The organism is Nibricoccus aquaticus (assembly GCF_002310495.1).
In the GTDB taxonomy this organism is placed as follows: Bacteria; Verrucomicrobiota; Verrucomicrobiia; order Opitutales; family Opitutaceae; genus Nibricoccus; species Nibricoccus aquaticus.
In genome coordinates, this window is sequence record NZ_CP023344.1 from 3517977 (window position 1) to 3540886 (window position 22910).

28 protein-coding genes and 1 other RNA gene are annotated in these 22910 nt (G+C 60.4%); 16 read left to right on the forward strand and 13 right to left on the reverse strand.

Annotated elements, in window-relative coordinates:
• Positions 1 to 38 precede the first annotated feature (38 nt).
• Positions 39 to 356: a hypothetical protein gene (locus CMV30_RS14120; RefSeq protein ID WP_096056640.1), complete on the forward strand. Its 318-nt coding sequence runs from the start codon at positions 39 to 41 to the stop codon at positions 354 to 356.
• 46 nt (positions 357 to 402) lie between these two features.
• On the opposite strand, the gene CMV30_RS14125 is transcribed toward CMV30_RS14120, so the two are convergent.
• Entirely contained in the window at positions 403 to 981 is a 579-nt protein-coding gene (locus tag CMV30_RS14125; RefSeq protein ID WP_175414884.1) for a TetR/AcrR family transcriptional regulator, read from the reverse strand.
• A 150-nt stretch (positions 982 to 1131) separates the two neighbouring features.
• Between CMV30_RS14125 and CMV30_RS14130 the strand changes: the two genes are divergently transcribed.
• Complete coding sequence (locus CMV30_RS14130; protein ID WP_096056642.1) at positions 1132 to 1650, forward strand: HXXEE domain-containing protein; 519 nt, start codon at positions 1132 to 1134, stop codon at positions 1648 to 1650.
• Positions 1651 to 1726: 76 nt separating this feature from the next.
• Here CMV30_RS14130 and CMV30_RS14135 read toward each other — a convergent pair whose 3' ends face one another.
• Positions 1727 to 2977, reverse strand: coding sequence for an MFS transporter (locus CMV30_RS14135; protein ID WP_096056643.1), 1251 nt, complete (start codon positions 2975 to 2977; stop codon positions 1727 to 1729).
• A gap of 224 nt (positions 2978 to 3201) precedes the next feature.
• Here CMV30_RS14135 and CMV30_RS14140 point away from each other — a divergent pair, with 224 nt between their 5' ends.
• The 3 genes from CMV30_RS14140 (at position 3202) to CMV30_RS14150 (ending at position 4481) form a co-directional block, all read left to right on the forward strand.
• Positions 3202 to 3435: an addiction module antitoxin RelB gene (locus CMV30_RS14140; RefSeq protein WP_096057772.1), complete on the forward strand. Its 234-nt coding sequence runs from the start codon at positions 3202 to 3204 to the stop codon at positions 3433 to 3435.
• On the forward strand, positions 3432 to 3722 hold the full coding sequence (locus CMV30_RS14145) for a type II toxin-antitoxin system RelE/ParE family toxin (protein ID WP_096056644.1): 291 nt from the start codon (positions 3432 to 3434) through the stop codon (positions 3720 to 3722). Before CMV30_RS14140 ends, CMV30_RS14145 begins: the two co-directional genes overlap by 4 nt.
• A gap of 141 nt (positions 3723 to 3863) precedes the next feature.
• On the forward strand, positions 3864 to 4481 hold the full coding sequence (locus tag CMV30_RS14150) for a GreA/GreB family elongation factor (protein ID WP_175414886.1): 618 nt from the start codon (positions 3864 to 3866) through the stop codon (positions 4479 to 4481).
• 23 nt (positions 4482 to 4504) lie between these two features.
• Here the strand turns inward: CMV30_RS14150 and CMV30_RS14155 are convergent, their stop codons facing one another.
• From CMV30_RS14155 to CMV30_RS14180, 6 genes are all read right to left on the reverse strand, one after another.
• A complete protein-coding gene (locus tag CMV30_RS14155) occupies positions 4505 to 4942 on the reverse strand; it encodes a hypothetical protein (RefSeq protein ID WP_096056646.1) in 438 nt (145 codons plus the stop codon).
• Positions 4943 to 5100: 158 nt separating this feature from the next.
• Positions 5101 to 5517, reverse strand: a complete 417-nt coding sequence (locus CMV30_RS14160; protein ID WP_096056647.1) for a hypothetical protein — start codon at positions 5515 to 5517, stop codon at positions 5101 to 5103.
• A gap of 32 nt (positions 5518 to 5549) precedes the next feature.
• A complete protein-coding gene (locus CMV30_RS14165; protein ID WP_096056648.1) occupies positions 5550 to 6107 on the reverse strand; it encodes a dihydrofolate reductase family protein in 558 nt (185 codons plus the stop codon).
• Positions 6108 to 6266: 159 nt separating this feature from the next.
• On the reverse strand, positions 6267 to 6668 hold the full coding sequence (locus CMV30_RS14170; protein WP_096057773.1) for a VOC family protein: 402 nt from the start codon (positions 6666 to 6668) through the stop codon (positions 6267 to 6269).
• 437 nt (positions 6669 to 7105) lie between these two features.
• Positions 7106 to 8038 carry a DUF7687 domain-containing protein gene (locus CMV30_RS14175; RefSeq protein WP_175414887.1) on the reverse strand — a complete coding sequence of 311 codons (933 nt, stop codon included), beginning with the start codon at positions 8036 to 8038 and terminating at the stop codon, positions 7106 to 7108.
• Positions 8035 to 8274 carry a helix-turn-helix domain-containing protein gene (locus CMV30_RS14180; protein ID WP_096056649.1) on the reverse strand — a complete coding sequence of 80 codons (240 nt, stop codon included), beginning with the start codon at positions 8272 to 8274 and terminating at the stop codon, positions 8035 to 8037. Before CMV30_RS14180 ends, CMV30_RS14175 begins: the two co-directional genes overlap by 4 nt.
• 92 nt (positions 8275 to 8366) lie before the next feature.
• On the opposite strand from CMV30_RS14180, the gene CMV30_RS14185 reads away from it, so the two are divergent.
• Complete coding sequence (locus CMV30_RS14185; protein WP_217494399.1) at positions 8367 to 9236, forward strand: DNA adenine methylase; 870 nt, start codon at positions 8367 to 8369, stop codon at positions 9234 to 9236.
• A 123-nt stretch (positions 9237 to 9359) separates the two neighbouring features.
• Here CMV30_RS14185 and CMV30_RS14190 read toward each other — a convergent pair whose 3' ends face one another.
• Entirely contained in the window at positions 9360 to 10217 is an 858-nt protein-coding gene (locus CMV30_RS14190) for a prephenate dehydrogenase (protein ID WP_245844217.1), read from the reverse strand.
• A gap of 328 nt (positions 10218 to 10545) precedes the next feature.
• Here CMV30_RS14190 and CMV30_RS14200 point away from each other — a divergent pair, with 328 nt between their 5' ends.
• From CMV30_RS14200 to CMV30_RS14240, 9 genes are all read left to right on the forward strand, one after another.
• The gene (locus CMV30_RS14200) at positions 10546 to 12204 is read left to right on the forward strand and encodes an SUMF1/EgtB/PvdO family nonheme iron enzyme (RefSeq protein WP_138223309.1); all 1659 of its coding nucleotides are present in this window, start codon (positions 10546 to 10548) and stop codon (positions 12202 to 12204) included.
• A 111-nt stretch (positions 12205 to 12315) separates the two neighbouring features.
• Positions 12316 to 12912: an RNA polymerase sigma factor gene (locus CMV30_RS14205; RefSeq protein WP_096056653.1), complete on the forward strand. Its 597-nt coding sequence runs from the start codon at positions 12316 to 12318 to the stop codon at positions 12910 to 12912.
• Positions 12909 to 13220, forward strand: a complete 312-nt coding sequence (locus CMV30_RS14210) for a hypothetical protein (protein ID WP_096056654.1) — start codon at positions 12909 to 12911, stop codon at positions 13218 to 13220. The genes CMV30_RS14205 and CMV30_RS14210 overlap by 4 nt, the downstream gene beginning before the upstream one ends.
• A gap of 10 nt (positions 13221 to 13230) precedes the next feature.
• Positions 13231 to 13773, forward strand: a complete 543-nt coding sequence (locus tag CMV30_RS14215; RefSeq protein WP_096056655.1) for a hypothetical protein — start codon at positions 13231 to 13233, stop codon at positions 13771 to 13773.
• Between the two features lie 100 nt (positions 13774 to 13873).
• Positions 13874 to 14431 (forward strand): flavoprotein, encoded by a 558-nt coding sequence (locus tag CMV30_RS14220; RefSeq protein WP_096056656.1) that lies wholly within the window; start codon positions 13874 to 13876, stop codon positions 14429 to 14431.
• Positions 14432 to 14487: 56 nt separating this feature from the next.
• An RNA gene (gene ffs, locus CMV30_RS14225) (signal recognition particle sRNA small type) lies at positions 14488 to 14586 on the forward strand.
• A 149-nt stretch (positions 14587 to 14735) separates the two neighbouring features.
• Positions 14736 to 14927 (forward strand): hypothetical protein, encoded by a 192-nt coding sequence (locus CMV30_RS14230; protein WP_138223310.1) that lies wholly within the window; start codon positions 14736 to 14738, stop codon positions 14925 to 14927.
• Between the two features lie 153 nt (positions 14928 to 15080).
• Positions 15081 to 16244 (forward strand): DNA polymerase III subunit gamma/tau, encoded by a 1164-nt coding sequence (dnaX, locus tag CMV30_RS14235; protein WP_096056658.1) that lies wholly within the window; start codon positions 15081 to 15083, stop codon positions 16242 to 16244.
• 20 nt (positions 16245 to 16264) lie between these two features.
• The gene (locus CMV30_RS14240) at positions 16265 to 16765 is read left to right on the forward strand and encodes a hypothetical protein (RefSeq protein ID WP_096056659.1); all 501 of its coding nucleotides are present in this window, start codon (positions 16265 to 16267) and stop codon (positions 16763 to 16765) included.
• A gap of 58 nt (positions 16766 to 16823) precedes the next feature.
• On the opposite strand, the gene CMV30_RS14245 is transcribed toward CMV30_RS14240, so the two are convergent.
• Together CMV30_RS14245 and CMV30_RS14250 are read right to left on the reverse strand one after the other, a co-directional pair.
• Positions 16824 to 17657, reverse strand: coding sequence for a PP2C family protein-serine/threonine phosphatase (locus CMV30_RS14245; protein ID WP_096056660.1), 834 nt, complete (start codon positions 17655 to 17657; stop codon positions 16824 to 16826).
• A 30-nt stretch (positions 17658 to 17687) separates the two neighbouring features.
• Positions 17688 to 18140, reverse strand: a complete 453-nt coding sequence (locus CMV30_RS14250) for a BUD32 family EKC/KEOPS complex subunit (protein ID WP_096057775.1) — start codon at positions 18138 to 18140, stop codon at positions 17688 to 17690.
• Positions 18141 to 18391: 251 nt separating this feature from the next.
• On the opposite strand from CMV30_RS14250, the gene CMV30_RS14255 reads away from it, so the two are divergent.
• On the forward strand, positions 18392 to 19426 hold the full coding sequence (locus tag CMV30_RS14255; RefSeq protein ID WP_096056661.1) for a glutamine synthetase beta-grasp domain-containing protein: 1035 nt from the start codon (positions 18392 to 18394) through the stop codon (positions 19424 to 19426).
• Positions 19427 to 19520: 94 nt separating this feature from the next.
• Here the strand turns inward: CMV30_RS14255 and CMV30_RS14260 are convergent, their stop codons facing one another.
• Together CMV30_RS14260 and CMV30_RS14265 are read right to left on the reverse strand one after the other, a co-directional pair.
• The gene (locus CMV30_RS14260; protein ID WP_138223311.1) at positions 19521 to 21050 is read right to left on the reverse strand and encodes a methyl-accepting chemotaxis protein; all 1530 of its coding nucleotides are present in this window, start codon (positions 21048 to 21050) and stop codon (positions 19521 to 19523) included.
• 223 nt (positions 21051 to 21273) lie between these two features.
• Positions 21274 to 22887 (reverse strand): methyl-accepting chemotaxis protein, encoded by a 1614-nt coding sequence (locus tag CMV30_RS14265; protein ID WP_245844220.1) that lies wholly within the window; start codon positions 22885 to 22887, stop codon positions 21274 to 21276.
• Positions 22888 to 22910 lie beyond the last annotated feature (23 nt).

Genomic DNA, 22910 nt, shown 5'->3' on the forward strand with positions numbered 1-22910 from the left:
GTCTGCAACCTGGCTTCGCGTGCTGTGTTCTTGGGGAGATGAAATTTTTATCCCTGCTCTCTAAAAATTGGCGGTTGTTCGCGCTTACGCCTGTTATGGCGTTGGCGCTGTTGTCGGGTTGTTCGAACTCTGAGGAGCGGATTGTTGAAGCTGCCGAGAAGCGCTACGCTTTCGTCAAAGTGGGCATGACGAAGCAAGCGCTCATCGCGAAGTTGGGCGAGCCCGTGAACAAGCAGGACGCTCGTTATCGATGGGAGACGATAGCGGGGCCGGAGATGAATGCTTCGCTCGAGGTCCGGTTCGATAGCGCGGACAAAGTGACCTCAGTGGCGAGAAGCCGGGAAAGCCACGATTGAGATTGGGCTGAGTTTTTCGTGCCTGGGCCAACGCAATTATCCGAAGCTATGGTTGGGACGCGTCAGACGTTCTAAAAAATCCCAGGACGAGTCGTGTCAGGGCTTTTTCGATTTCCTCACGAGGCGGGTGTTCGCCATCGGTCACCAAGGTTCGAACCACGCCGGCAACTGCGTGCGTGAGCACAAATGCCTCGGCGGGAGAGAGCGGTATGGCGCGCGGTCCGGAGCCCGCCGGCCCTTGGGCTCGGAAAAGCTCGATCAATTTCCGGTAGAGCGGTGCGAGCCGGCCAGCGCCGCCGCTGGACATGGCGTGAGCCATCAACGTCCGGTGCGCGCGCCGCCGGCCGCCGTAGGTGGCGAGTACCGCACGGACGATCGCGCCGATCCTCTCGCCGGGTGTGACCGGTGCGGAGCCTTGAAAACTGGCGAGCACCCTCTTCGAAAGGCCGGCCATTTCTCGTTCGGTCAACGCCTCCAGCACGGCCTCCTTGTTTTTGAAATACTGGTAGAGCGTCCCGATGCTGACGCCGGCCTTTTCGGCCAGTGTGTTGGTGGTCAGCGAGCGGATGTCGCCGCTTTCGAGCAGCCGGGTGGCCGCCTCCAATATGAGCTCCACCTTCTCCACGGCACGGGCCTGACGTGGTGAGCGCGGCTCAAGTCGCTGATCTCTCTGAGGCTTACGGGACTTTGAGGGAGGCATCGGAACGTGAGTTGTCGAATGTGAGCAAAGCTCATATTATGAAGATGCAATCACAACTTCAAATCACTCATCTCCATGACAACAGAATCCATCATTACTCTGCTTAGCTGGGCGCCGGCGGTTTGTTTCGGCCTTCACATCATCGAGGAGCTTTTCTGGCCCGGCGGTTTCCGGGAGTGGTATCACCTTTACCGGCCGCAGGTCGCGGGAGCGCCGATGTCCTACTACTACAAAGCCAACGCCTGCTACTTTGCCGCCGTGCTCACTGTTCCGCTGGGAAGGCATTCCGCGTATGCGACGCTCTTCGTCGCTGGAGTACTTTTCTATAATCTCATTTTCACGCACATCCTTGGAGCGTTCAAAACCCGCCGGTACTCTCCCGGCATCGTGACCGGACTTCTGCTCTACGTTCCTCTGTTTGTGACCAGCTACGGATATTTTCTGGCGAAGCATGTGGTCAGCATTCCTGCGGCACTTGCCTGCGCTTTTCTCTCAACTAGCGGTGAGATCTACTTCGCTCTGAAAAAGGTGAAACCTCACCCTGGCGAAATGTCTTCCAGCGGCAGTAATCTTCAAGAAACGCCAGTGCTGTAGATCCGGGCTAAGCGGCAACTCTGTTGAAAATTTTTGCCGGGAAACATTCCGGCAAAAATTTTTCGTTGGGATGTTGTTACCCTGCCACCTGCGGCTCGTGGTTGGGGTCGATGAGCGGTTTGGGCTGGGGCTTGGCGCCGGTGTCGTTCACGCGGACGGTGCGGGCTAGGACGATGCTCAGCAGACCGGTGGCGACGGCGATCCAGCCGAGGTAGTTGAAGTGAAGGAGGTGGCCGTTGGGTTGTTTGATGACGATCCAGCCGCCCAGCGTGGAGCTGATGCCCGACGCTAGATCGCGCGCGCAACTCGTCAGGCTTAGGAAGGCTCCGCGTCGCGACGACGGCACGGCGAGCGTAACGATGGCCTGTCCCGGAACGAAGCGACCGCTCGCGAAGGTGAAGAAAAATCCGGCGATCACCAACGTGCCCCAGACGGGAAGTGCGCCGGCATTTGCGATCACGAGAATGACGAGCGAGGCCGCGATCACCATGTAGGTGAAGATGCGCTGGCGACCGTGGCGGTCAGCAAGCCGGCCGACCAGTGGCGCGGTTAGCACGCTCGCGATTCCGCCGATCACATAGACCCACGAAAGGTATTTTTCGGGCAAAGCGAGGTCGCCGACGAGATGCGCGGAGAGGAGCGGGATGATGCTGAAATGGCCGAGCACCATGATCGCCATGAAGACGATGGCACGGCCGGCGTTGGCGTCGCGCAAGAGTTCTTTGAATGCCTGGCCTTTGTTCGCGCCGCTTTGCATGTGTCCGCGGACCGATGGGACAAAGCGGAACGCCACGCACCAGACGATCGCTCCGAAGACAGCGACGAAGGTGAACGGTGAACGCCAGCCGAAGTTTTGCGCCAGTTGCAGTCCGACCGGGACGCCGATCGAGGCAGCGACGGCGAACGCGGTCATGACGATGCCGATACCGGAGGCACGGCGTTCGGGTGGCACGATGTCGCTCACGATCGCCAGACAGAGGGAGCCGGAGATGCCGCCAAAGGCGCCGCCGATGGCGCGCGCGATGAGGAGCGCGTGGGCGTTGGGGGCGAGACCGCAGAGCAAGGTTGCGATGGTGAAGCCCGCATACGCCCACAGAAGCAGCGTGCGCCGGTCGAAACGGTCGATGAACGGCGCGCTTAAAAAGCCGACGACACCTGCAGCAAGCGAGTAGGCGGCGACAAGATGGCTGAAGTGCGCGGCGCTCAGGTCCAGTTCACGCATGAGTTGAGGCGCGAGCGGCATCATGACCATGAAGTCCATGATGTGAGTGAATTGGACGGCTGCTAATACGAGGAGGATACCTCTTTCGGACGGACGGCTGGGCATATACGTGGCCGCCAGTGTTGTGACGCCGCGTTTTTGAGCAACTCGGCGAATCGGTTAGTTGTGAAGGGAAATACGAAGGAGCTGTGCTCGTTTGTGCAGCATAGTCCGTTTATCGGCTCCCCGAGGCTGAGACTTGAGGTTCGGGAGGAGATCGCCGAGCGCGCTTACAGCGCGCATTGATTCTTGCTGTTGCCTCGGTTCTCGAGGTTGAACAATTTTCCGCCATGTCCCTGACTTTGGAGCAGATCGTGGAAGAGACTCGGCGCTGGCCGGATGACGTGGTGGCTGAGTTGATCGATCGCATCGTCATTGCGAAGCACGGTGGCTTGGACGCGGATCACGCTGAACAGTGGGGGAAAGTGGCTGAGGGCCGGGCGGCAGAGAGTGAACGAGATCCTTCTGTTTTAGTTTCTGGCCAGGACGTCATTGCACGCATCCGCAAGGTCACCGGTCAGTGAAGCCTTATCGCTTCCACCGCGACGCTGAGGATGAGTACTCTCAAGCAGCTGAGTATTATGCGCGGATCAGCCCGGAACTCGGGCGACGGTTTTTCACCGAAATCCAGTCGCTGATTGTGGATGTTTGTCTGCGACCGGCGCTTTATCGCCGTCATGTGGGTGAAGTTCGGCGGCATTTCTCCACGGTCTTTCCTTATGGGATTCTTTACCGCGAATACGCTGATGAGATCCGTATTCTGGCGGTCATGCCGCTGCGGCGTGATCCTGACTATTGGCGTGGACGGTGATGAATGCTCAGAGAATTGAACCACGGAGACACAGAGAGCACCGAGACGACGGGATTAGTTGAGATTGAATCCCGGATTGGCCTCCGTGTCCTCTGTGCCTCTGTGGTTCAATTCGAACCGCGACTCGCAGCTTTCGATCTAATGCCTCTTCATCGGAAAAAGATTTTTCGTCCGCCGCCGCCGGCGCCGACTACGATTTACGTGCGGCCCGGGTACAATCGCGTGCTGGCGGATGAGTTCATCGCGCTGAAGCAGAAGCGGGTGGGGCTTGTGGCGGACAAGGTCGAGGCGCACAGCCAGGGCGACTTGCGTGAGAACTTTGGATTCAAGGCCGCCAAAGAAGCGATCCGCGCCGTGGACCGAAAGATGTTCGCGCTCGACCGCTTTGTGGCGCGCAACGCCTTCATTGAGGTCGATCCCGCCGCCTGGCTCACCAAGCCCACCGACACCGTGCAACTTGGCCACGTCGTCACGCTTGAAAAACAGGATCTGACCACGAAGCGGAAACACCGCTTCACCTTTCTCGTGACGACCTATGGCGAAACCGCCACCGACGAGGAGTCGGGCATCGAGTGCCTGCCGCATACGTCACCGCTGGCGGTTGTGGTGCTGGGTCTGACGCCTGGAGTGCAGACGAAAGTGACGCTGCCCGCCGGTGAAGCGCTTCTCACGGTGCTCAAGCTCCGCAATCCGACGCAGGCCGAGCTCGACCGCCTGCTCATGCCGATCAAGCCGCCGGAGATCGAGGACGAGGACTAAATGAGTTCAGCGGATTTTGCCACTCACGGAACCGTCGATGCAGTGATCAACGCGAGGACGCCTTGATCCTGTTTGCTGGGAAACGAGTCGGACGGCGTGCGCGAATCTACCGCGAAGAGCGCGAGATCGAGAGCGGTGGGGGCCGGCGTTTCTGCGGCAGCGGGAACTGGCTTCGCAGCAAAATGGTGAAGTCCGACACCGTGCAGACTGGCGCCCACGCTTTGATCTTCGGCCAAGGCAGGCGCCGCGGAAAATCCGGCGCGGAGATTTACGCTTAATGAAGTCGGAACACGGCCGTGCGTTTCATGTACGACCGCTGGTCCGTCATAGGTCAGCGTGAAGGTGAGGGGAGATACCTCGCCATAAGAGCTCAGAAACCCGCTTTCTTCCCTGATCGGGATGAGTTGGGAATAAGCGGATCCAGCGAGAAACAGCAGTGTGAAGACGACTTTGAGTTTCATAAGTTTTGTGTGAGCAGTTGTACGATGCTGGATACAGTGCCGTATGAGCAGAGCTCGATCCATGCGGGAGGGGAGGGCATCCGATTGCCTCCTCAGGGAATCCCGCAGGTTTCTTATTCATGGGAGGTCGTCGCCTTCCCTTTGCGGTTCGAGCGCGATCAGTCTCGCGGTTGACCTGCCGAGCGGACGCGCCACGTGATTACGTAGTCGTAGGTGTCATCGCTGCCGCGGATCAAGTCATCGACTTTGAGGGTGCGCTGAAACTCGTTCCAACGCAGGCCGCCCGCAGGGACTCCGAACACGCTGATCTGTTTCCATTCGTGACAGCGGATGGCGACGGTTCCGTCCGCTCCTGAGACCGCCAGCGCCCAGCCATATTTTTGTATGCGACCCGAATCGCGGTGCGTGAGCACGACGTCCAGTGCGCGGTTCGCTTCCTTGGCTGAACTCAGGAGGACTGCACCGGTGAGCGTGGGATCGAAGTATCCTTGCCCGGTGCGGATGCGCGTTCCAGCGGCGAGGCACAACAGGCAGAGGACTCCAACCAGAGCGGGGTACTTGAATCGGCGTTTCATTCTCGGGGTAAATTGAGGCGTGTGCGTTTGAGTCAGCTCGCGCGGCGGTAGTGCATGGCGACGGAGCCGCAGCGGAGCGGCTTTGCTGAGAGGAGGTCGAGGCTTCGTGTGCCGGGCAGGCCGCTTTGGTGGAGGGTCGGGCCGTGGCCGGCGATCCGGGGATGGACGAGGAATTTATACTCATCGATCAGATCGAGCCGGTCCAGTGCGGTCGCGAGCTTTACACTACCGAGCAGCACGCCTGCCGGGGTCGTGTCTTTGAGTTTCTGCACGTTTGCGCGCAGGTCGCCGGTGAGGAGGTGGCTGTTGGTCCACGGGAAATCCTTTCGGGTGGATGACGCCACGTACTTCGGCTTGGCCTCCAGCTTGACCGCCCACTCGCGTGTCGCTGGTGGCGCATCTATGTCGCCGCGGGCGACTGCCGGCCAGTAGCCTTCCATCATTTCGTAAGTGGTGCGGCCCCACAGCATGGCGCCGTTTTCGTCCATGAGGCGGGTAAAGAAGGCATGCGTCTCGTCGTCGGCGATCCCCTCCTGGTGGTCGACGCAGCCGTCGAGGGTGACGTTGAGGCTGAAGGTGAGGAGGCCCATGGAGCGAATCTAGGTCGCGCACGTCTGGCGTGTCCAGCGGCGGAGGCGGGGGATGAGTTAAGCGCAAAGACGCAACGACGCGAAGATCGGAGCGAAGGAGTCAGGGATTTGGCCGGACTTTGCGGTGGTACTTAGCGCCTTCGCTTCTTCGCGATTCATTCAAGAGGCGGGTTGCCAACTCATGTGGAGGAGGTTCCAGCCGTGGCCGTCGAGGTCGACGAAGCTGTGCATATACATGAAGCCGAAGTCCTCGGGCTTTTCGTAGCTCGTGCCGCCCGCGGCGAGGGCTTTGGCGACGATGGCGTCCACCTCCTCGCGGCTCTCGCAACTGAGGGAGATCAAGACCTCCACGGCCTTGCTCGTATCGCAGACGGCCTTGGGGGTGAATTCGCGGAACTTGGCGTGCGTCAAAAGCATCACGGTAATCGTCTCGCTGATGATGACACAGGTTGTGCTGTCGCCGGTGAACTGGGGATTGAATGAGTAGCCCAGTGCTTTGAAAAAGGCGGTCGACTTCGGGAGGTTGGCGACCGGGAGGTTGAGGAATATCTGCTTGTTCATGGGAGGAAGGATCGTGGAGTACTCCTTCAACGAATGAACGGACGTGGGCCGGACAGGGCGGCGTTCTTTTAGCGGGTAGCGAGTAGGGCGGAGATCGGAGCTTTGAATCGCGAAGATGCGAAGGAGGAGCGAAGGGCGGCGGACATTGAGGGGAGGCGGGCGGGATTTGGTTCGCGTGAGTTTTGGTGCCCACGTAGATCGCTGGCCGATGAAACGGGGCGCTTCGGGCGTCGCGCGGTGTGCGAAGTGTGTTCCGGCTAGGCCAGAGATTCCGAGGCGCCAAATTCGCGTGCGCTGCCGGGTGTATTGGTCGTGTTCCAACAGCGAAGTCCGACGCAGAGTGAGGCGGGGCTTTTCGCCTGACGATGTTTGTATGACCAAATACGAAAGACGAAACTGTGGACCTCCGATGGCGAGGTGGGTTTAGCCGGGTCTATTCACTTGTCTGCGTGCGATGCGTTTCCGGCTCCGGCATCAAGGGGTGCTTTAGGGAGATCCTCGATGCTTCGCTCGTTTTTCATTATGCCGATCCATTCGGCTACCAATTCTGGCACTCTAGTAACCACATCTCGGCCGACGATAGCTTCATCCACCAATCCCATATTCACCATATCGAAAATTCGGCACAGATAGGATTTTCCGCATTCCCACCAAGTGTAGTGCGCATCCAGAAAGAGATAGTGCTTTGCCACGATTCGTTCGGCAACGCGCATTTCTTCGATTTCCATCCCGTCTAGCTGCGTTTCATAGACACCATCTGCAACTCTGCTTCCAAACGTCGTCGTGTAGTAATATTCTTTGATTTCCCAAATCGCAGCTGGATTGATCGCTGCCGGAAATGCGCCGTCGACCCGGCGGGACAAAGTTCGAACGGGCACGCCGCCTTTAGTAAATGCGGTCAGTACTCGAGGGTCGTAATCGCAACGATATGGACCACGGTGAGCGTCGATGAGCATGTTAACCAAGCCTGTGAAGTATGCCGGCTTCTTTTTCTCTCCCTTTTGCTTGTTCATGGGAACTGGCAACTGAGACTTCAGATCCTTCCGCACTTTGCTGAAGAGTGCCGCCGCTTGTTTCGCTGTTTGAAGCGCTGGTTCGACTTGGTTGTTTAGGACCTCCGCGCGATGTTCGAAATAGCTCTGCAATCGTTGGCCTAATTCAGTGAGTTGCTTTTCGGGGGTCAGCAACGGTTCAGGGGCTAATTGAAGTGCGTGTAGGCAATCCCAGATTTCATTGGGCGAAGGGACCTTGATTCGGCTGACTTTGTCCTTCCGATTTTTTCGATTCGTGTAACCAACCCATTCACTGATACTCCGCACATATGCCCAAAATGTGGGAGGCTGAGAGCGAAACCTTGGGTCGGGCTTCATTTGAGATCCTCCTCAAGGAGTTGAATGAAGCGCTTCATTGGGATTTCCAGCGCTAAGCAAACCGAACGCAGCTCTAGAATATCTAAACGCCGCTCGCCGGTTTCAACTTTGCTGACGAACGACTGCGGAACTTCGAGTTTCTGAGCCAGTGCGTGCTGCGTGACGCCCTTTTCTTCCCGGAGCCGACGTATCAGTTCGCAGAGCTTTTTGTGGTCGCTAGAGTGGATGTTCTTCAACGACTGCCTTCTAACATAAAGTAACGATATATCCCAAAATAGGATATGTTTGGGCTTGCAGCTGGCTCACTTCGCAAGATGGTAACGCTGTGGTGCAATTGAGTCTGCCAGATGTCGTCGAGCCGCCCGCGCTTAAGGGGCAGCTTCTGAAATGGATCGGAAGCAAATATCGCGTCGCTGCAGACGTGGTTAGTTACCTTCCGAAGGATTATCGAAGGTTCATCGAGCCGTTCTTAGGCAGCGGCGCAATTTTAGCGACCATGGCGCCTCGGAACGGGATAGGCGGTGATCGGTTCGGACCCTTAATCGAGATATGGCAGACTCTCGCAACGAATCCTGAAGAACTGAAGCGATGGTATGCTGCTCGTTGGAATCGCATCGCGGTGCTCGGGAAAAAAGAAGCGTATGCAGAGTGCCTCGCTAGCTACAATCATAGGCCGAATGGAGCTGACTTTGTTTTTCTTTGTAGGGCGTGTTATGGAGGTGTGGTTCGCTTTAGAAAGGCCGACGGATACATGTCCACCCCGTGTGGAATTCATGATCCAATCGCGCCCTCGTCGTTTGCTTCACGTGTGGATGCTTGGCACCTACGCCTTCGGCACTGTGAATTTGTGAAGGCAGATTACCGCGAGTTGATGCAACGAGCAGGTGCAGGAGATTTGGTCTATTGTGATCCGCCCTACGCACACTCCCAAGCGATTCTCTACGGAGCGCAGGCGTTCAATTTAGCCGAGCTGATGGTGGAAATCGCTGCGTGTAAGAGGCGAGGAGCCAAGGTCGCCTTAAGCATCGACGGAATAAAGAAGTCAGGCACGGATAACTGCTTCATCGATGTCCCTCAGGGGCTTTTTGAGCGGGAGATTTTCGTCGATTGCGGTCGTTCGATGCTAAAACGATTTCAACTCGAAGGTCGTGACGCAGAAGATGAGGTGGTGTCCGACCGCCTTCTTTTAACGTTCTAGTAGTTTATGTGGCTGTTCGGTTGGTCGCATTGCTGTCCAACCTTTTTCTTGGAGGTTTTTCATGCTGCAGCATTTAACGATGACAACTGCGCGGCATCATGAGGCACGCAGCGAGCTTCGGTTTTACGGACGGAAGGCGTCGCGATAGGTTTTGCCGCGGTCGAGGCGGGTGCGGACTTCGGGCCAGTCGCGGTTGGCGATGGCGGCGTGCAGGCCTTGGAGTTCGTCTTGAAAACGGCTCAGTGCGCGGAGGACTTCGTCGCGGTTTTGTTGGAAGATCTCGATCCACATGGTGGCGTCGCTTGCGGCGATGCGGGTGGTGTCGCGGAGGCCGTTGCCGGAGAAGTTGCGCCAGGCGGGATTTTTTTGCGCGAGGAAGCTGCAGAGGCTGGTCGCGATGGCCTGGGGGAGGTGGCTGATGTGGGCGACGATTTCGTCGTGTTCGTCGGGGGTGACGGTGCTGACTTCGCTGCCGAGGTCGCGCCAGAAGCGGGCGACGGTTTCGGTGGCTTTGGCGTGCGTGGCGGCGGTGTCGGCGAGCGGGGTGACGAAGCAGACGCGTTTGTCGAAGAGGTCGGCGCTGGCGTTTTCCCAGCCGGTTTTCTGGCTGCCGGCCATGGGGTGTGAGCCGACGAAGAAAGCAGTGGCGGGCATGGCGGCGTGGCAGGCGCGGGTGAGTTCGCCTTTGACGCTGCCGACGTCGGTGACGATGGCGCCCGCGGGGAGGGCGGGTGCAATCTGGCGGGCGAGCTCGATGATTTTTTCGACGGGGGCGGCGAGGACGACGAGGGTCGCGTGGCGGACGGCTTCTTCGGGCGTGTCGGCGGTGGCGTCGCACCAGGGTTGTTTTTGGAGGGCGAGGCGGGTTTCGGGGCGGCGGGACCAGATGACGATGCGGCGGGCGGTGCCGCGGGCGCGGGCGGCCATGGCGACGGAACCGCCGAGCAGGCCGGGGGCGAGGATGGTGAGTTGGTCGAGCACGATGACTCGTGAAAACGTCAGGCGGGCGGGGGGATGTCGAGTCTGCGGCGGAAGCGGATTGTTACACAGAGGGCACGGAGGTGGCACAGAGAGGGAGAGAGTCGGAGGACTGCGATGGTTGTGCGCGCCGGTGGTGGCTCCAGCTGGGTAATTTAGGATTCGGATTATTTTATTTAGAGATCTGTCGCTCCGCCCGGTACGGTTGGATTTTCGATTCTCGATCGGGCGTGGGGGCGGCACTTGCTAAGTGCCGGTCCGTGCCGAGTCTGGGAGCGTGTGAGGTGTTCGTTGCTTTTTGGCGGCGGGGAATTTTTCTCGGCGGTCACCCATGTCTGACGATGATTCCGAGCAAGGTCCTGCTGCTGTGTTTGCGAAGGCGCGTCCGTGGTTGATCGGCGTGGGGGTGGCGGTGGCTCTGGGCGGGTTGTATTATTTTCTGGCGACGCGTGGGCCGCGGAAGGTGGACGCGGCGGCGATCACGGTGGCGACGTCGGATGACGAGGCGTTGCGGAAACTTTCTGACGAGGTTGCGAAGGCCGAGGCGATCTGGCGGGCGGCGGATGAGAAAGGGCAGAGCAGTTCCCCGGAGGCGCGGGCGGCACTGGCGCTGGCGGTGACGAAACAGCGCGAGCGCGTGCGACAGGATGCGCGTTCGACTCCGGCGGAGTCGGAGCGGTTGCGGCGGCTGGAGCAGTTCGTCGCGGACGCGGAGGTGCGGGAAAATTTGGACAAGGTTTCCGCGTTGGAAAAAGAGGCGCTGGCTGCGCGACAGGCGGAGCGGAATGGGGAAGCGGTGGAGAAATATCGGGCAGCGCTGACGCTGTTGCAGGCGGTGAATCGCAGCAATGCGGCGGCGGCGTTTAAGGACCTGCCACGTGAGAGCCGGTTGAAACTCGATCTGGAAATTTTGGAGGCGGAGCCGTTGAGCCGTCAGGTGATGGCTGCGCGGGCGAAGGCTGAGGTGGCGGCGCGGGCGGAGCGTTGGGACGAGGTTCGGGAGGCGTTTCAGGAGTTGCTGGCGGTGCAGTCGCGGATCAACCGGGAGTTTCCGCGCACGCCGTTTGTCGATGCGGCGGCGGAGGATCGCGTGGAGGGGCAGATCCAGACGTTGCAGGCGGAGGCGCTGGCGCGGACGGTTTTGGACAAGGTGAGCGGTGGTGAAGTGAACGCGCGGGCGGGGAAGCACGCGGAGGCGGCGCGGTTGTTCGCGGTGGCGTTGAAGGCGCAGGAGACGATCAACACGGAGTTGCCCAAGAGCCGGCAGGCTTCGCAGGCGACGGCCGATGATCTGGAGGCGCGGCGGCAGACGGCGCTTTCGATGGACGGGCTGACGAAAGTGCAGGGGCTCGATGGTGAGATCGTGGGTTTGTTGAAGGCGCGCGATGTGGCGGCGGCGCAAAAGAAGATCGGCGAGGCCGAGGAAATCGCGGCGGCGGTGTGGCGGGATTTTCCGAGGAGTCGAAAGCTGGATACGGGGTTGCGGGAGCGCGTGAGTTATCGGGCGGCGAAGAGTGCGTCGCTGACGGCTATTCACGAAAGCGTGTTTCCGAAATTGCGGGCGCTCGCGCCTGAAGGCGGCGGCGGGGCAGTGAGAGGCGCGCAGCTCTTGAGCAGTGAGGTGGCTCAGCGGCTTTATGCGCTGGTGATGGACAAAAATCCGAGCCGCACGGTGGGCGAGGAGTGGGCGGTGGATTCGGTGAATTGGGCGGAGGCGCGGGAGTTTTGCCGGAGGCTGGGGTGGCTTTTGGGGCGGGCGGTGCGGTTGCCGACGGAGGCGGAGTATCGGGCGGCGTTGGGCGCGAGTGGTGTTACCGAACTGACGGGTGGCGTGGCGGAGTGGCTCGATGCGGGCGAGGCGGAGCCGATGGCGTTGATCGCGGGGAGGAGTTATCTGGATAGTGCGGAGGCGCTGGAGGAGGTGCCGGTGGTGCGAGTTGCGAAGACGGAGCGGGCGCGGCATGTGGGGTTTCGTTTCGTGGTCGAATGAACGACGCGATGCACGGGGCCGAAGGGTCCTTAAATTGGTGGGTGGGCGGCTGTAACCCGTGCAGGCGAGTGGCGTCTTGTGTCGTGTGTATGACGGTCCTTCCATTGCCCTATGTCCGGTGACGCTGATGCGGAGTTCGATCTCGTTGGGTGCCTCCAGCGGGTCCGCGCGCGCAGTCAGGACGCGGCGCGGGAGTTGGTGGAGCATCTGCATCCGCTGGTTATCCGGATCGTGCGAGCGCATCTGCCGCGGCGGGTGCTCGAAGAGGATCTCGCGCAGGAGGTGTTTATGAAGATGTTCACACGTCTCGATCAGTACCAGGGGGCGGTGCCGTTTCCGCACTGGGTGTCGCGCATCGCGGTGACGACCTGCATCGATCATTTACGGGCGCAGAAGCGGCGGCCGGAGTTTCGCTGGGCGGATCTTTCGGAGAACGAGGCAGATGTGCTCAATGCGGTGCTGACGAGCGAAGACGCGGCGGATGCGGGCGATGCGCTTGCGGCGAAAGAGCTGGTGGGGAAATTGCTCGATCAGTTGAAGCCGGACGACCGGCTGGTGATCCAGCTGCTGGATCTAGAACAGAAAACGCTCGTGGAGATCAGCGAACTCACGGGCTGGAATACGACGTTGATCAAAGTCCGTGCTTTCCGAGCGCGGCGGAAATTGAAGAAACTTTTCGAACAGCTTAAACAAAAGGAACGCTCATGAGCACGAATCCCGCCGAATGGTCCCGCCTGGTAGCCGCTGCACGCCGTGCTCCGAAAGACGAACGCGACGAGGCTGCGCCGTATGGATTCGCCAAGCGGGTGGCGGCTCGGGCGTTGGACGCGAAGGCACCGTGGATGGAAGCGTCGTTGCTTTCCCGTTACGGGCTGCGCGCGCTGGGGCTCTCGTGTCTGCTGGCGGTCGCGGGAATCGCGGCGACGCTGAAGCCGGTGATCTCGGCGATCGAGAGCGAGGCGGCTTTGCTCAACGAAACGCCGACGGAAATCGTGGACACCACGGAGCTCACTTGAGGCGCTGCGCATGAAGAATCCTCTCTTAGCCATTTTGGTTTTCGTCGGCGTCTTCCTGTGTGGAGGCGTGGTCGGCGGCGCGGTCTCGATCCATTACTACGAGCAGTTCGTGCGGAATAAAGGCACGGATCGTTTCTTCGACCGGGAGATGCGCGAGCTCGGGCAGAAGCTGGAGCTGACGACGCAGCAGAAGAAGGATCTTCGCACGATCTTCGGACGGGCGATGGCGGATCAACGGGCGGCGCGTAAGCAGTCGGATGTGATCATGGATCGCATGGTGACGGAGTTCGAAGCGGTGCTGACGCCAGAGCAGCTGGTGAAGTTTAAGGAGCATCGCGCCAAGCAGCGTGCGGCGCGGGAGCAGCAGATGCGCGAGCGTGAAAAGCGCGGCGGGCCGCAAGCACCGGAAGGTGGCCGGCCGCCGCCGATTTTCATGGAACGCCGGGGCGATCGTGAGCGCGGACCTGGTGGTTCAGAGAAGTCGGAAGATGCGGTTCGGCCAACGCCGAAGCAGCCGGCGCGGGGTGAAGATGGGAGCAAGGCTGCGCCTTAGCTTAGGCGCGAAGTGGCGGGAGGGAGGACGTGGAGGTGTTTGCGCGTGGGCGGAGTTTCGATACTTGCGAGAGGAGGCTGAAGGCGGTTCGTTGTGCGACATGTCGTCTGCGCTGACCGGCAAGAAAATCGTCCTTGGGATCACGGGCTCCATCGCCGCTTACAAGGCGGCCGAGCTGACGAGCCAGTTGCGCAAGAAAGGCGCGGAGGTTTTCCCGGTGATGACGGCGGGGGCGCAGAAATTTATTACGCCGCTGACGCTCCAGGCGCTCGCGCGGCAGCCGGTGGCGACGGATCTTTGGAGCGAGGGAAATGGGTGGCAGCCGGGTCACGTGGAGCTGGCGGACAAGGCGGATTTGTTGCTCATCGCGCCGGCGACGGCGGACGTGATCGCGCAGTTCGCGCACGGACTGGCGGGGGATTTTTTGAGTTCGCTGCACTTGGTGTGTCGTGCGCCGCTGCTGATAGCGCCGGCGATGAACGGGAAGATGTGGTCGCACCCGGCGACGGTGGCGAATGTGGCGACGCTGACGGCGCGCGGGGCGCAGTTTATCGGGCCGGAGGACGGGATGCTGGCGTGTGGGTACGAAGGACTTGGACGGTTGTGGCCGGTTGAAGGGATCGTGGAGCGGGCGGAGCAGATGCTCGGGGTGCGCTGAGCTTATACCGGGAATTTTTAGTTGCGGGAGGTCGCATCCCCAGCACTGTCCGCGTCGGCCAGGTGCCATGCATGGGCAGGCGCGTGAACTCCGCCAGGACCGGAAGGTAGCAACGGCAACGACGTCCTCCTAGTGCCGTGGAGTGCCTGGCCACTTTTATTTTTCAGGAAGGAGTTTGGCGGGATCGGCGGTGGCCAGGGCGGTATAAACTGACGGCTTCCGGTTAGGCGAGGGATCGGGCATGGTCGGCGGCACGCGGCAATCCCGGTTCGTTGTGGATCGGGTACTGCCGCCCCAAAACCCTATGAAAAAGTTCCTGCTGGCCCTAGCGGCCGTGATGGTACTCGGCGGCACTTCGGTGTTTGCCTCGGATAGCAAGGATCACGCAAAGGAAGAAAAGAAGGCAGAGTGTGCAGCGTGCAAAGAAAAGGGCTCGATGTGCGACGCGTGCAAAAAGAAGGCGGAAGATAAAGCCAAAGAACATCCGAAGCCCTGACGGCTTGATGTGCGCAGCGGTTGAATGACCGCTTTATTTTGTGTCAGCGCCGGGCCCGCTTTTTAGCGGGCCCGTTTTGTTTTAAGAGCGAGAGTGGGCGGACGGTTAATTTTCAGTTGCAGGAAGAGGCGGCGTGCGTGGAGTAGCGGACTCTTGTCCACCGGTTACCAAGTCATCGCCCGCAAATGGCGCCCGCAGACGTTCGACGATGTCGTCGGGCAGGATCATGTGGTGCGGACGTTGAAGAACGCCATCGCGCGCAACCGGATCGCGCACGCGTATCTGTTCGTGGGACCGCGCGGAACGGGGAAAACTTCGACCGCGCGTATTTTTGCGAAGGCGCTGAATTGCACGGATGGGCCGAAGGCGGATTTCGATCCGAAAGACCCGGCGTGCGTGTCGATTGCCGAAGGCTCGCATCTCGACGTGATCGAGATCGACGGTGCTTCGAACAACGGCGTGGAGCAGGTGCGCGATTTGCGCGACACGGTCCAGTACGCGCCGGCGCAGGGTAAGTACAAAATCTACATCATCGACGAGGTGCACATGCTCTCGACGGCGGCATTTAATGCTTTGCTGAAGACGCTCGAGGAGCCGCCGCATCACGTGAAGTTCGTGTTCGCGACGACCGATCCGCAGAAGGTGCTGCCGACGATCATCTCGCGCTGCCAGCGTTTTGACCTGAAGCCGATTCCGGCGGATTTGATCGTGCTGCGGCTGAAGAAAATCGCCGACGAGGAGAAAATCAAAGTCTCGCCCGAGGCGCTTTCGTGCATCGCGCGCATGGCGGATGGCGGGATGCGTGATGCGCAGTCGATCCTCGACCAGATGATTTCGTTTTGCGGAACGGAGATTGCCGAGCCGGACGTGCTGGATGTGTATGGCCTCGTGTCGGCCGAAAAAATCGCGGCGCTGGCGGCGGCGCTGGCGGCGGGCGATCATCCGAAGATCATCGAGATCGTGGATGCGTGCGATCAGGCCGGACGCGATCTGGTGCGGTTGTTGACGGACCTGCAGGAGCTCGTTCGCAAGGCGTTGCTCGATGCGATCGGCAAGGGCGGGAAGACGGACATTCTCGGAGGCCTGCCGATGACGACGGAGCAGATCACGCGCTTGCTCGATGGACTGCGTGAAGGCGAAGGCAGCGTGAAGCTCGGGCTATCGGAGAAGATCAATTTCGAGGTGACGTTGCTCAAAGCGGTCGAGGCGAGCCGGGCGCGGGCGATCGATTCGCTCATCAAAGAGCTGAGCGCGCTGGCTGAGCAATCGCCGGAGTCATCCGCCGCCACTGAGGGCGGCGAAAAAAAAAAGGACTGATTGAGCAGCTCGATGAGCGCGTGGCGCAGGCCATCGCGGATATCGCGGAGCAGCGGAAGGCGTTGGGGATAGTTTCGGCGGTGGTTGTCGCGGGCGGAAGCAGCGAGCGCGGGACGAAAGCGGGCGGAAGCGATGGCTCGTCGGCGCGTGCGGGTGGGGCAGGAGATTCGGATGCGGAGAGCGATGCGGAAGTCGCGACGCTGCCGCGTGCGGAGACCGATGCGGCGCTGGCGGATGCGGCGAGCGCGCCGTTCGATGAAGACGGGCCGAACTGGCCGAGCGCGGCGGATGAAGCGGCGTTTATCGGTGGCGAGAAGGAGCAGGTACGCACGGTGCCGAAGGCGGGCGGAGCGGTGACGCTGCGTCAGGAAGCGGAGCAGGCGGAGGCGGCGCTGGGGCCGCTGCCGAGTATCGATGCGTTGATCGCGAAAATTCCGGCGGAGGCGCGGGAGACGCTGGAGGATCTTTTCCGACCGAAGTTTACGGGCGTGAAGCGGGTGTCGAAGGACGTGTTGAAGTAACGGGCGCGCGTGCGGCGCGGGCGGAGCGCGTAGCGGTCATGTGCAGACGCTACGGGTTTTAGCGGACCTCGATGACGACGGCGGTGGTGTTGTCGCGGCCGGATTCGGCGACGGCTTCGGTGACGAGTTGTTGGGCGGGGGTTTGTCCTTCGGCGGGGTTGCGGAGGAGGTCTTCGATGCGGTGATCCCAGAGGCCGTCGATGAGGCCGTCGGAGCAAATGAGGAAGCGGTCGCCCGTCTGATAGCCGACGGCGCCGATGTGCGGGTCGATGAATTGGTGGCCGGCGCCGAGGGCTTGCTGGAGGGCGTTGCGGCGCGGGTGGAAGCGGGCTTCGCGTTCGTTGAGCTGGCCGTTGCGGCGCATCCAGCCGACTTGGCTGTGGTCGTGGGTGACCTGGGTCATCGGGCCGTTTTTGGGGAGATAATAAACGCGGCTGTCGCCGAGGTGGCCGAAATACATCCACTCGGGCGTGAACCAGCAGAGGCTGAGCGTGGCGCCCATGCCGGCGCACTCTTCGTAGGCCTGGCCCATTTTGATCATGTCGCGGTGAATGGCGGAAAAGAGTTCGCCGATGAGGTCAGGGAAACCGCTGGACATGCCTTGGGCGGAGAGGCGGAAGCCTTTGGGGAGGAGGCGGGTGATTTTATCGACGGCGATGCGGCTGGCGAATTCGCCGGAGTTGGCGCCGCCCATGCCGTCGCTCACGGCGAAGACGAAGTCCGTCGAAGCCATGGATGATTCGCCGATTTTCCCGAGGTAACGGACTTCGTGGCCGTCGAAGGCGATGCCGAGGAAGGAGTCCTCGTTATTGGTGCGGACTTTGCCGACGTCGGTGAGGCCGGACCAGTTGAGGCGGGGGACGGGAGCGTGAGGCGTGGATGGCTGGGCCATGGAAAGCGGGGCGGTCAAAAGCGGTCGCGCTTATGGGAAGGACGGCTTGGGTTGGGCGGGGTCTTCGGGAAGATCGGCGGCGGAAGGTTTGAGGCCGGCACCGGCGGGGTCGTCGAGCAGGGTGGCGAATTCGAAATCGATCACGCAGAGGCGTCCATCGGACTGGCGGTACGTGATGTTGCGAGCGAAGGCGTCCTCGTGGCGGACGCCGTAGCTGGCGAGCTCGGCGTAGATCTCGGCCATGCGCTCGGCGCTGATGTGCTCGATGACGCTACCGCAGTTGGTGGTGACGATCTTGAGGACTTCGGGATCGTGTTCGAGGAGTTGGGGGACGAAGAGGCAGCCCCTCGCTTCGAGGTGTTTCAGGACGCGGACCTCGTTCTCGAAACGCTCTTTGGCCATGTGGCCGCGGAAAGTTTTGTGGACCCGCCCGTCATAGCCGATGCGCACGAGAGCGCGGGCGGTGTTTTTGACGTCGTGCATGAAGGAGGAGGCGGGAAACGGCGTGGACAATTTCGCGCGCGTCCGGTGCTGGCAAGGGCGAGTTCCTGCTTAAAAACGCGCAGAAGTCAGACGCGAGCGGTTCATGGATAAAATTTCTGGCATGAATTTTAGTTCTAGACGCCCGTGGCATGTTAGGTGCTTTTTTGCAGCTGCGGTTTGTTCGTGGTCTTCCGGCCAACCAAAACGCTTGAAGAACACATACGACCACTCCCTCCTCCTCAAACTCCACCATGGCCAAATACAAATTGGAATACATCTGGCTCGACGGCTACAAACCCGTCGCTGGCCTTCGTAGCAAAACGCAGATCAAAGAATTCGCCAGCTTCCCGAAGCTCGAAGAACTGCCCAACTGGGGCTTCGACGGCAGCTCGACCCAGCAAGCGGAGGGACGGAGCTCGGATTGCGTTCTTAAGCCGGTCGCTGTCTATCCAGACTCCACCCGCAAGAACGGCGTGCTCGTCATGTGCGAAGTCATGATGCCAGACGGCAAGACCCCGCATATCTCCAACAGCCGCGCCACGATCCTCGATGACGAGGGTACTTGGTTCGGTTTCGAGCAGGAATATTTTCTCTACGAAAACGGTCGTCCACTCGGCTTTCCCGAGGGCGGCTACCCAGCTCCGCAAGGGCCGTACTACACGGGCGTCGGTTACGCCGCTGTCGGTGATGTCGCCCGCCAGATCGTCGAAGAGCATCTCGATCTCTGTCTCGACGCCGGCATCAACCACGAAGGCATCAATGCCGAAGTGGCGAAGGGCCAGTGGGAATTCCAGGTTTTCGGCAAGGGCTCCAAGAAGGCCGCCGACGATGTCTGGGTTGCCCGTTACCTGCTGATCCGCCTCTGCGAACAGTATGGCATCGACGTCCAGTTTCACTGCAAACCGATCCTAGGGCCCTACAACCAGGCGCTCGACTGGAACGGCTCCGGCATGCACTCGAACTTCTCCACGAAGTTCATGCGCGAGACCGGCGGCAAAGACTACTTCGAGAAGCTCATGGCCGCTTTCAGCAAGCACTGCGCCGAGCACATCGCGGTTTATGGACCGGACAATCACCTCCGCCTCACCGGCCTCCACGAGACCCAGTCGATCGACAAGTTCTCGTACGGTGTCGCCGATCGCGGTGCTTCCGTTCGCGTTCCGCACAGCTTCGTCAACGCCGGCTACAAGGGTTACCTTGAAGACCGCCGCCCGAACTCCGCGGCCAACCCGTACGAAGTCGCTTCGCGCATCCTCAAGACGATCGCGACCGTCCCGACGGCCTGAGTCAGCGAGTCACGCCACGTTTAGCTTTCGAGCGCCACCTTTGCGGGTGGCGCTTTTTTTATGAGCGCTTGGGACAGGCGGAGCATGCAGAGTTTCAGGCTGTGGCCGTGGTATGAGCGGTGCAGGGCGTGCGGGTGAGCTGGGACGAACTTTTGCGATGGGCGGCAGCACGCGCGGCGGCTTTGCGGGTGCGCGGCTGGCCGTGGACAAGGTGGCTGAGGTGGTGGACGGAGGTGTTGAGTGACTCGGCTTGGGCGTGGAGTTCCTCGGAAGCGCTGGCGCTTTCCTCGGCGCCGGCGGCGTTGGTCTGCGTGACTTTATCCATGAGCGAGATGGCGTCGTTGATCTGGGTGATGCCTTGGGCCTGCTCTTGGGTGGCGTTGGCGATATCGGCGACGAGGGCTTCGAGTTTGCCGATCTGGCTTTGGATGGTGGTGAAGCTACCTGCGACTTCGGAGGTGAGCTGGACGCCTTCGCGGCTACGTTTGACGGAGGTTTCGATTTTATCGGCGGTCTCCTTGGCTGCGACGGCGGAGCGTTGGGCGAGGGCGCGGACTTCGTCGGCGACGACGGCGAAACCAGCTCCGGCCTCGCCGGCGCGGGCGGCTTCGACGGCGGCGTTGAGGGCGAGGATGTTGGTTTGAAAGGCGATCTCGTCGATGGTCTTGAGGATCTTGGTGATCTCTTCACTGCTTTGGTTGATGGCGTGCATGGACTGCTGCATGGCCTGCATCTGGCGGGCGCCTTCGTTGGCGGAAGCGTGGGTGGCGCTGGCGGTGTCTTTGGCGGCGCGGGTGCTTTCAGCATTGTGGCGGGTCATGCTCGAAAGTTCTTCGAGCGAGGCTGAGGTTTCTTCGAGGGAAGATGCCTGCGTGGAGGAACCTTGGGCGAGGGATTGGCTGGAAGCGGAGACCTGGCTGGCGGCGGAGGCGGTTTGCGCGGCGCCTTCGGCAAGTTCGCTGGTGACGCGATTGATGGTAACGGAGACGCGGTGGGTGACGAGCCAGCTGAGGCCGCCACCAAAAAACAGGCCGATGGCCAACAGACCTATAGCTTCTCTAAGAAGATGAGCGTAACGATTCTGCGCGGCGCGATACTCGGCCTCGGCAACTCGGAGCTGCAGGTCTACCAGCTCTCCGATTTTATTACTGATTGGATCGATCTGCGTGTAGAGCGGGCCATCGAAATCAGTCAGAGTGCCGGTGAGCAGGCCGGTTTTGCCGTGGAGGTATTGTATGAGTTTTTCCACGGCGGCATCGGCCGGAACGTAGAGTTGCGTGGCTTGAGCAGCGAGCTGGCTTTCTTCGGGTGTGAGGTATGTAGCCATGTAGGCCTGCCAGCGCTGGCGGATATCGGCTTGTGCTGACGTGAGGCTCTTCAGGGTATTCTCAGCGTCGACGAGGCCGGCGTTGGCTTTATTGGCGGCGTCGATGATGGAAACCGCGTAGTCATCAGCGATGAACTTGAGGTCCTTGAGGGGGACGACGCGGTCGTTGTAAACAGTCTCCAATCCTTTGTTGGTCTGTTGAATGCCGCGAAGTCCCAGTAGACCGACGATGATTGAAACTGCGATTAACAGTGCGCTGACCAGATAGAGTTTGGTGCGGAGTTTGAGCTGGTTCATGGGGATGAAAATGAGGGTCTGTGTCTGGACTTAATATCGGCCATTGTAGCAGGGATCTCTGTCACCAAGTTGTCACATGTCCGAGGGAGGGCGTTTTCTCTCGTTACGATTCCACAACTTCCGGAATCCGGGAGGAGTGATTGGCTGATACTCGTTGGAAAAATAAAAAGCCTCCGCCTGAACGCAGGCGGAGGCTTTGGTGCAATGGACCGTGAGAAATTCTTTAGACGTCTTTGAAGAAAGCGGAGTCATCCGTTCCGACCCCGACGAGGACGGGCTGGGCGTGAGTGCTGCGATTGGGGATGTTGGTGGAGCGCTTGGTTGAGCGCACTACTGACGGCTTTCTGGCAGGCTTGGTGGCTTTGACTGGTTCAGTGGTGGTGACGTGAAGTGCTGGCTTCTTCTGGCGGCTGTTACCCACGAGCTGCTGCAATCCACCGACCGCGGATGTGAGGACTTCGGCCTGGCTGGTCAGGTCTTGCGAGGCGGCGGCGGATTCTTCGGCACCGGCGGCATTGGCCTGAGTGACCTTGTCCATTTGGGAGACGGCGATGGAGACCTGGCCGATGCCCTGGCTTTGCTCGGTGGAGGCGGTGGCGATTTCGCCGACGAGGCTGTCGAGCTGGACAACCTGCTGCTGGATGGCCGTGAAACTTTTGGCGACTTCGGCGCCGATCTGTGCGCCTTGCTGGCTTTTGTTGACGGAATCCTCGATTTTTACGGCGGTTTCCTTGGCGGCCGCAGCGCAGCGCTGGGCGAGTGCGCGTACTTCATCGGCCACTACAGCAAAGCCGGCTCCCGCGGTGCCGGCGCGAGCGGCTTCGACGGCGGCGTTGAGGGCAAGGATGTTGGTCTGGAAAGCGATTTCGTCGATGGTCTTGAGGATTTTCGAGATGTCGGCGCTCGCGACGGTGATGGCCTGAAGAGCGGTCTGCATGGTTTTGACCTGATCGGCACCAGCATCGGCGGAGGCGCGGGTCTGCGTGGCGGCTTGTTTGGCCTGCTGGGCGTTGTCGGCATTGCGCTTGGTCATGCTGGAGAGTTCTTCGAGCGAGGCGGACGTTTCTTCGAGCGAGGCGGCCTGTTCGCTGGCACCCTCGGCGAGAGACTGGCTGCTACCGGAGACCTGACCGGCGGCCGCGGCGACTTGGGCTGAGGAGTCGTTGAGAACGCCCGCCATCTGGCGAAGCGTACGGTTAATGCCTCGGATGATGAGCCATCCTAAAATCAGCGCGACAGCGAGGCTGGTTGCGGCGGTAATATCGGTGGTGAATCGAGCCTGTTTGGCGACTGTGACCATTTCGTTGGAGACGCTCGTGGCGACGTCCGCATTCCACTTTAACATACTGCCCAACTGTTCACGGAAAGAGAGGTAGTCCGACTCCAGGCGTTCCTTTTCGAGTGCGTCGGCCTCAGCGTTTTTGCCGTCGCGAAGGAGTTGGACATAGGCTGTGCGCACTTCGCCAAATACTGTGCGCCGCTTAATCAGTTCAGCAAACGCGAGACGGTCGGAATCGGACGAAATGGCCTGCTCATAGTTGTCCATGGCGGTGGAAGCGGCAGAGATGTTTCCCTTGAGCGCTGTAAGGTTTTTTTCCCGTTCATCGGCGTCCATCGATTTTCTGGCCATCAACAAACGGATGTAACCACGTAGGGACTGTGTGTTGATCTCGGAGATGCTGACCAGCCCGGGGATGGCATCGTCACGCAGACGGTTGCCTGCGAACAGTTCCAATCGCGCCAAGGCAGATCGCGAGACGATGCTGATGACGAAAAGGAGAGCGATCAACGTGCTTCCTCCGAGGACAATGCGCTTGGCGATAGTCCAGTTTTTCATGGAGGAAATTTTAGAGCGGGTCG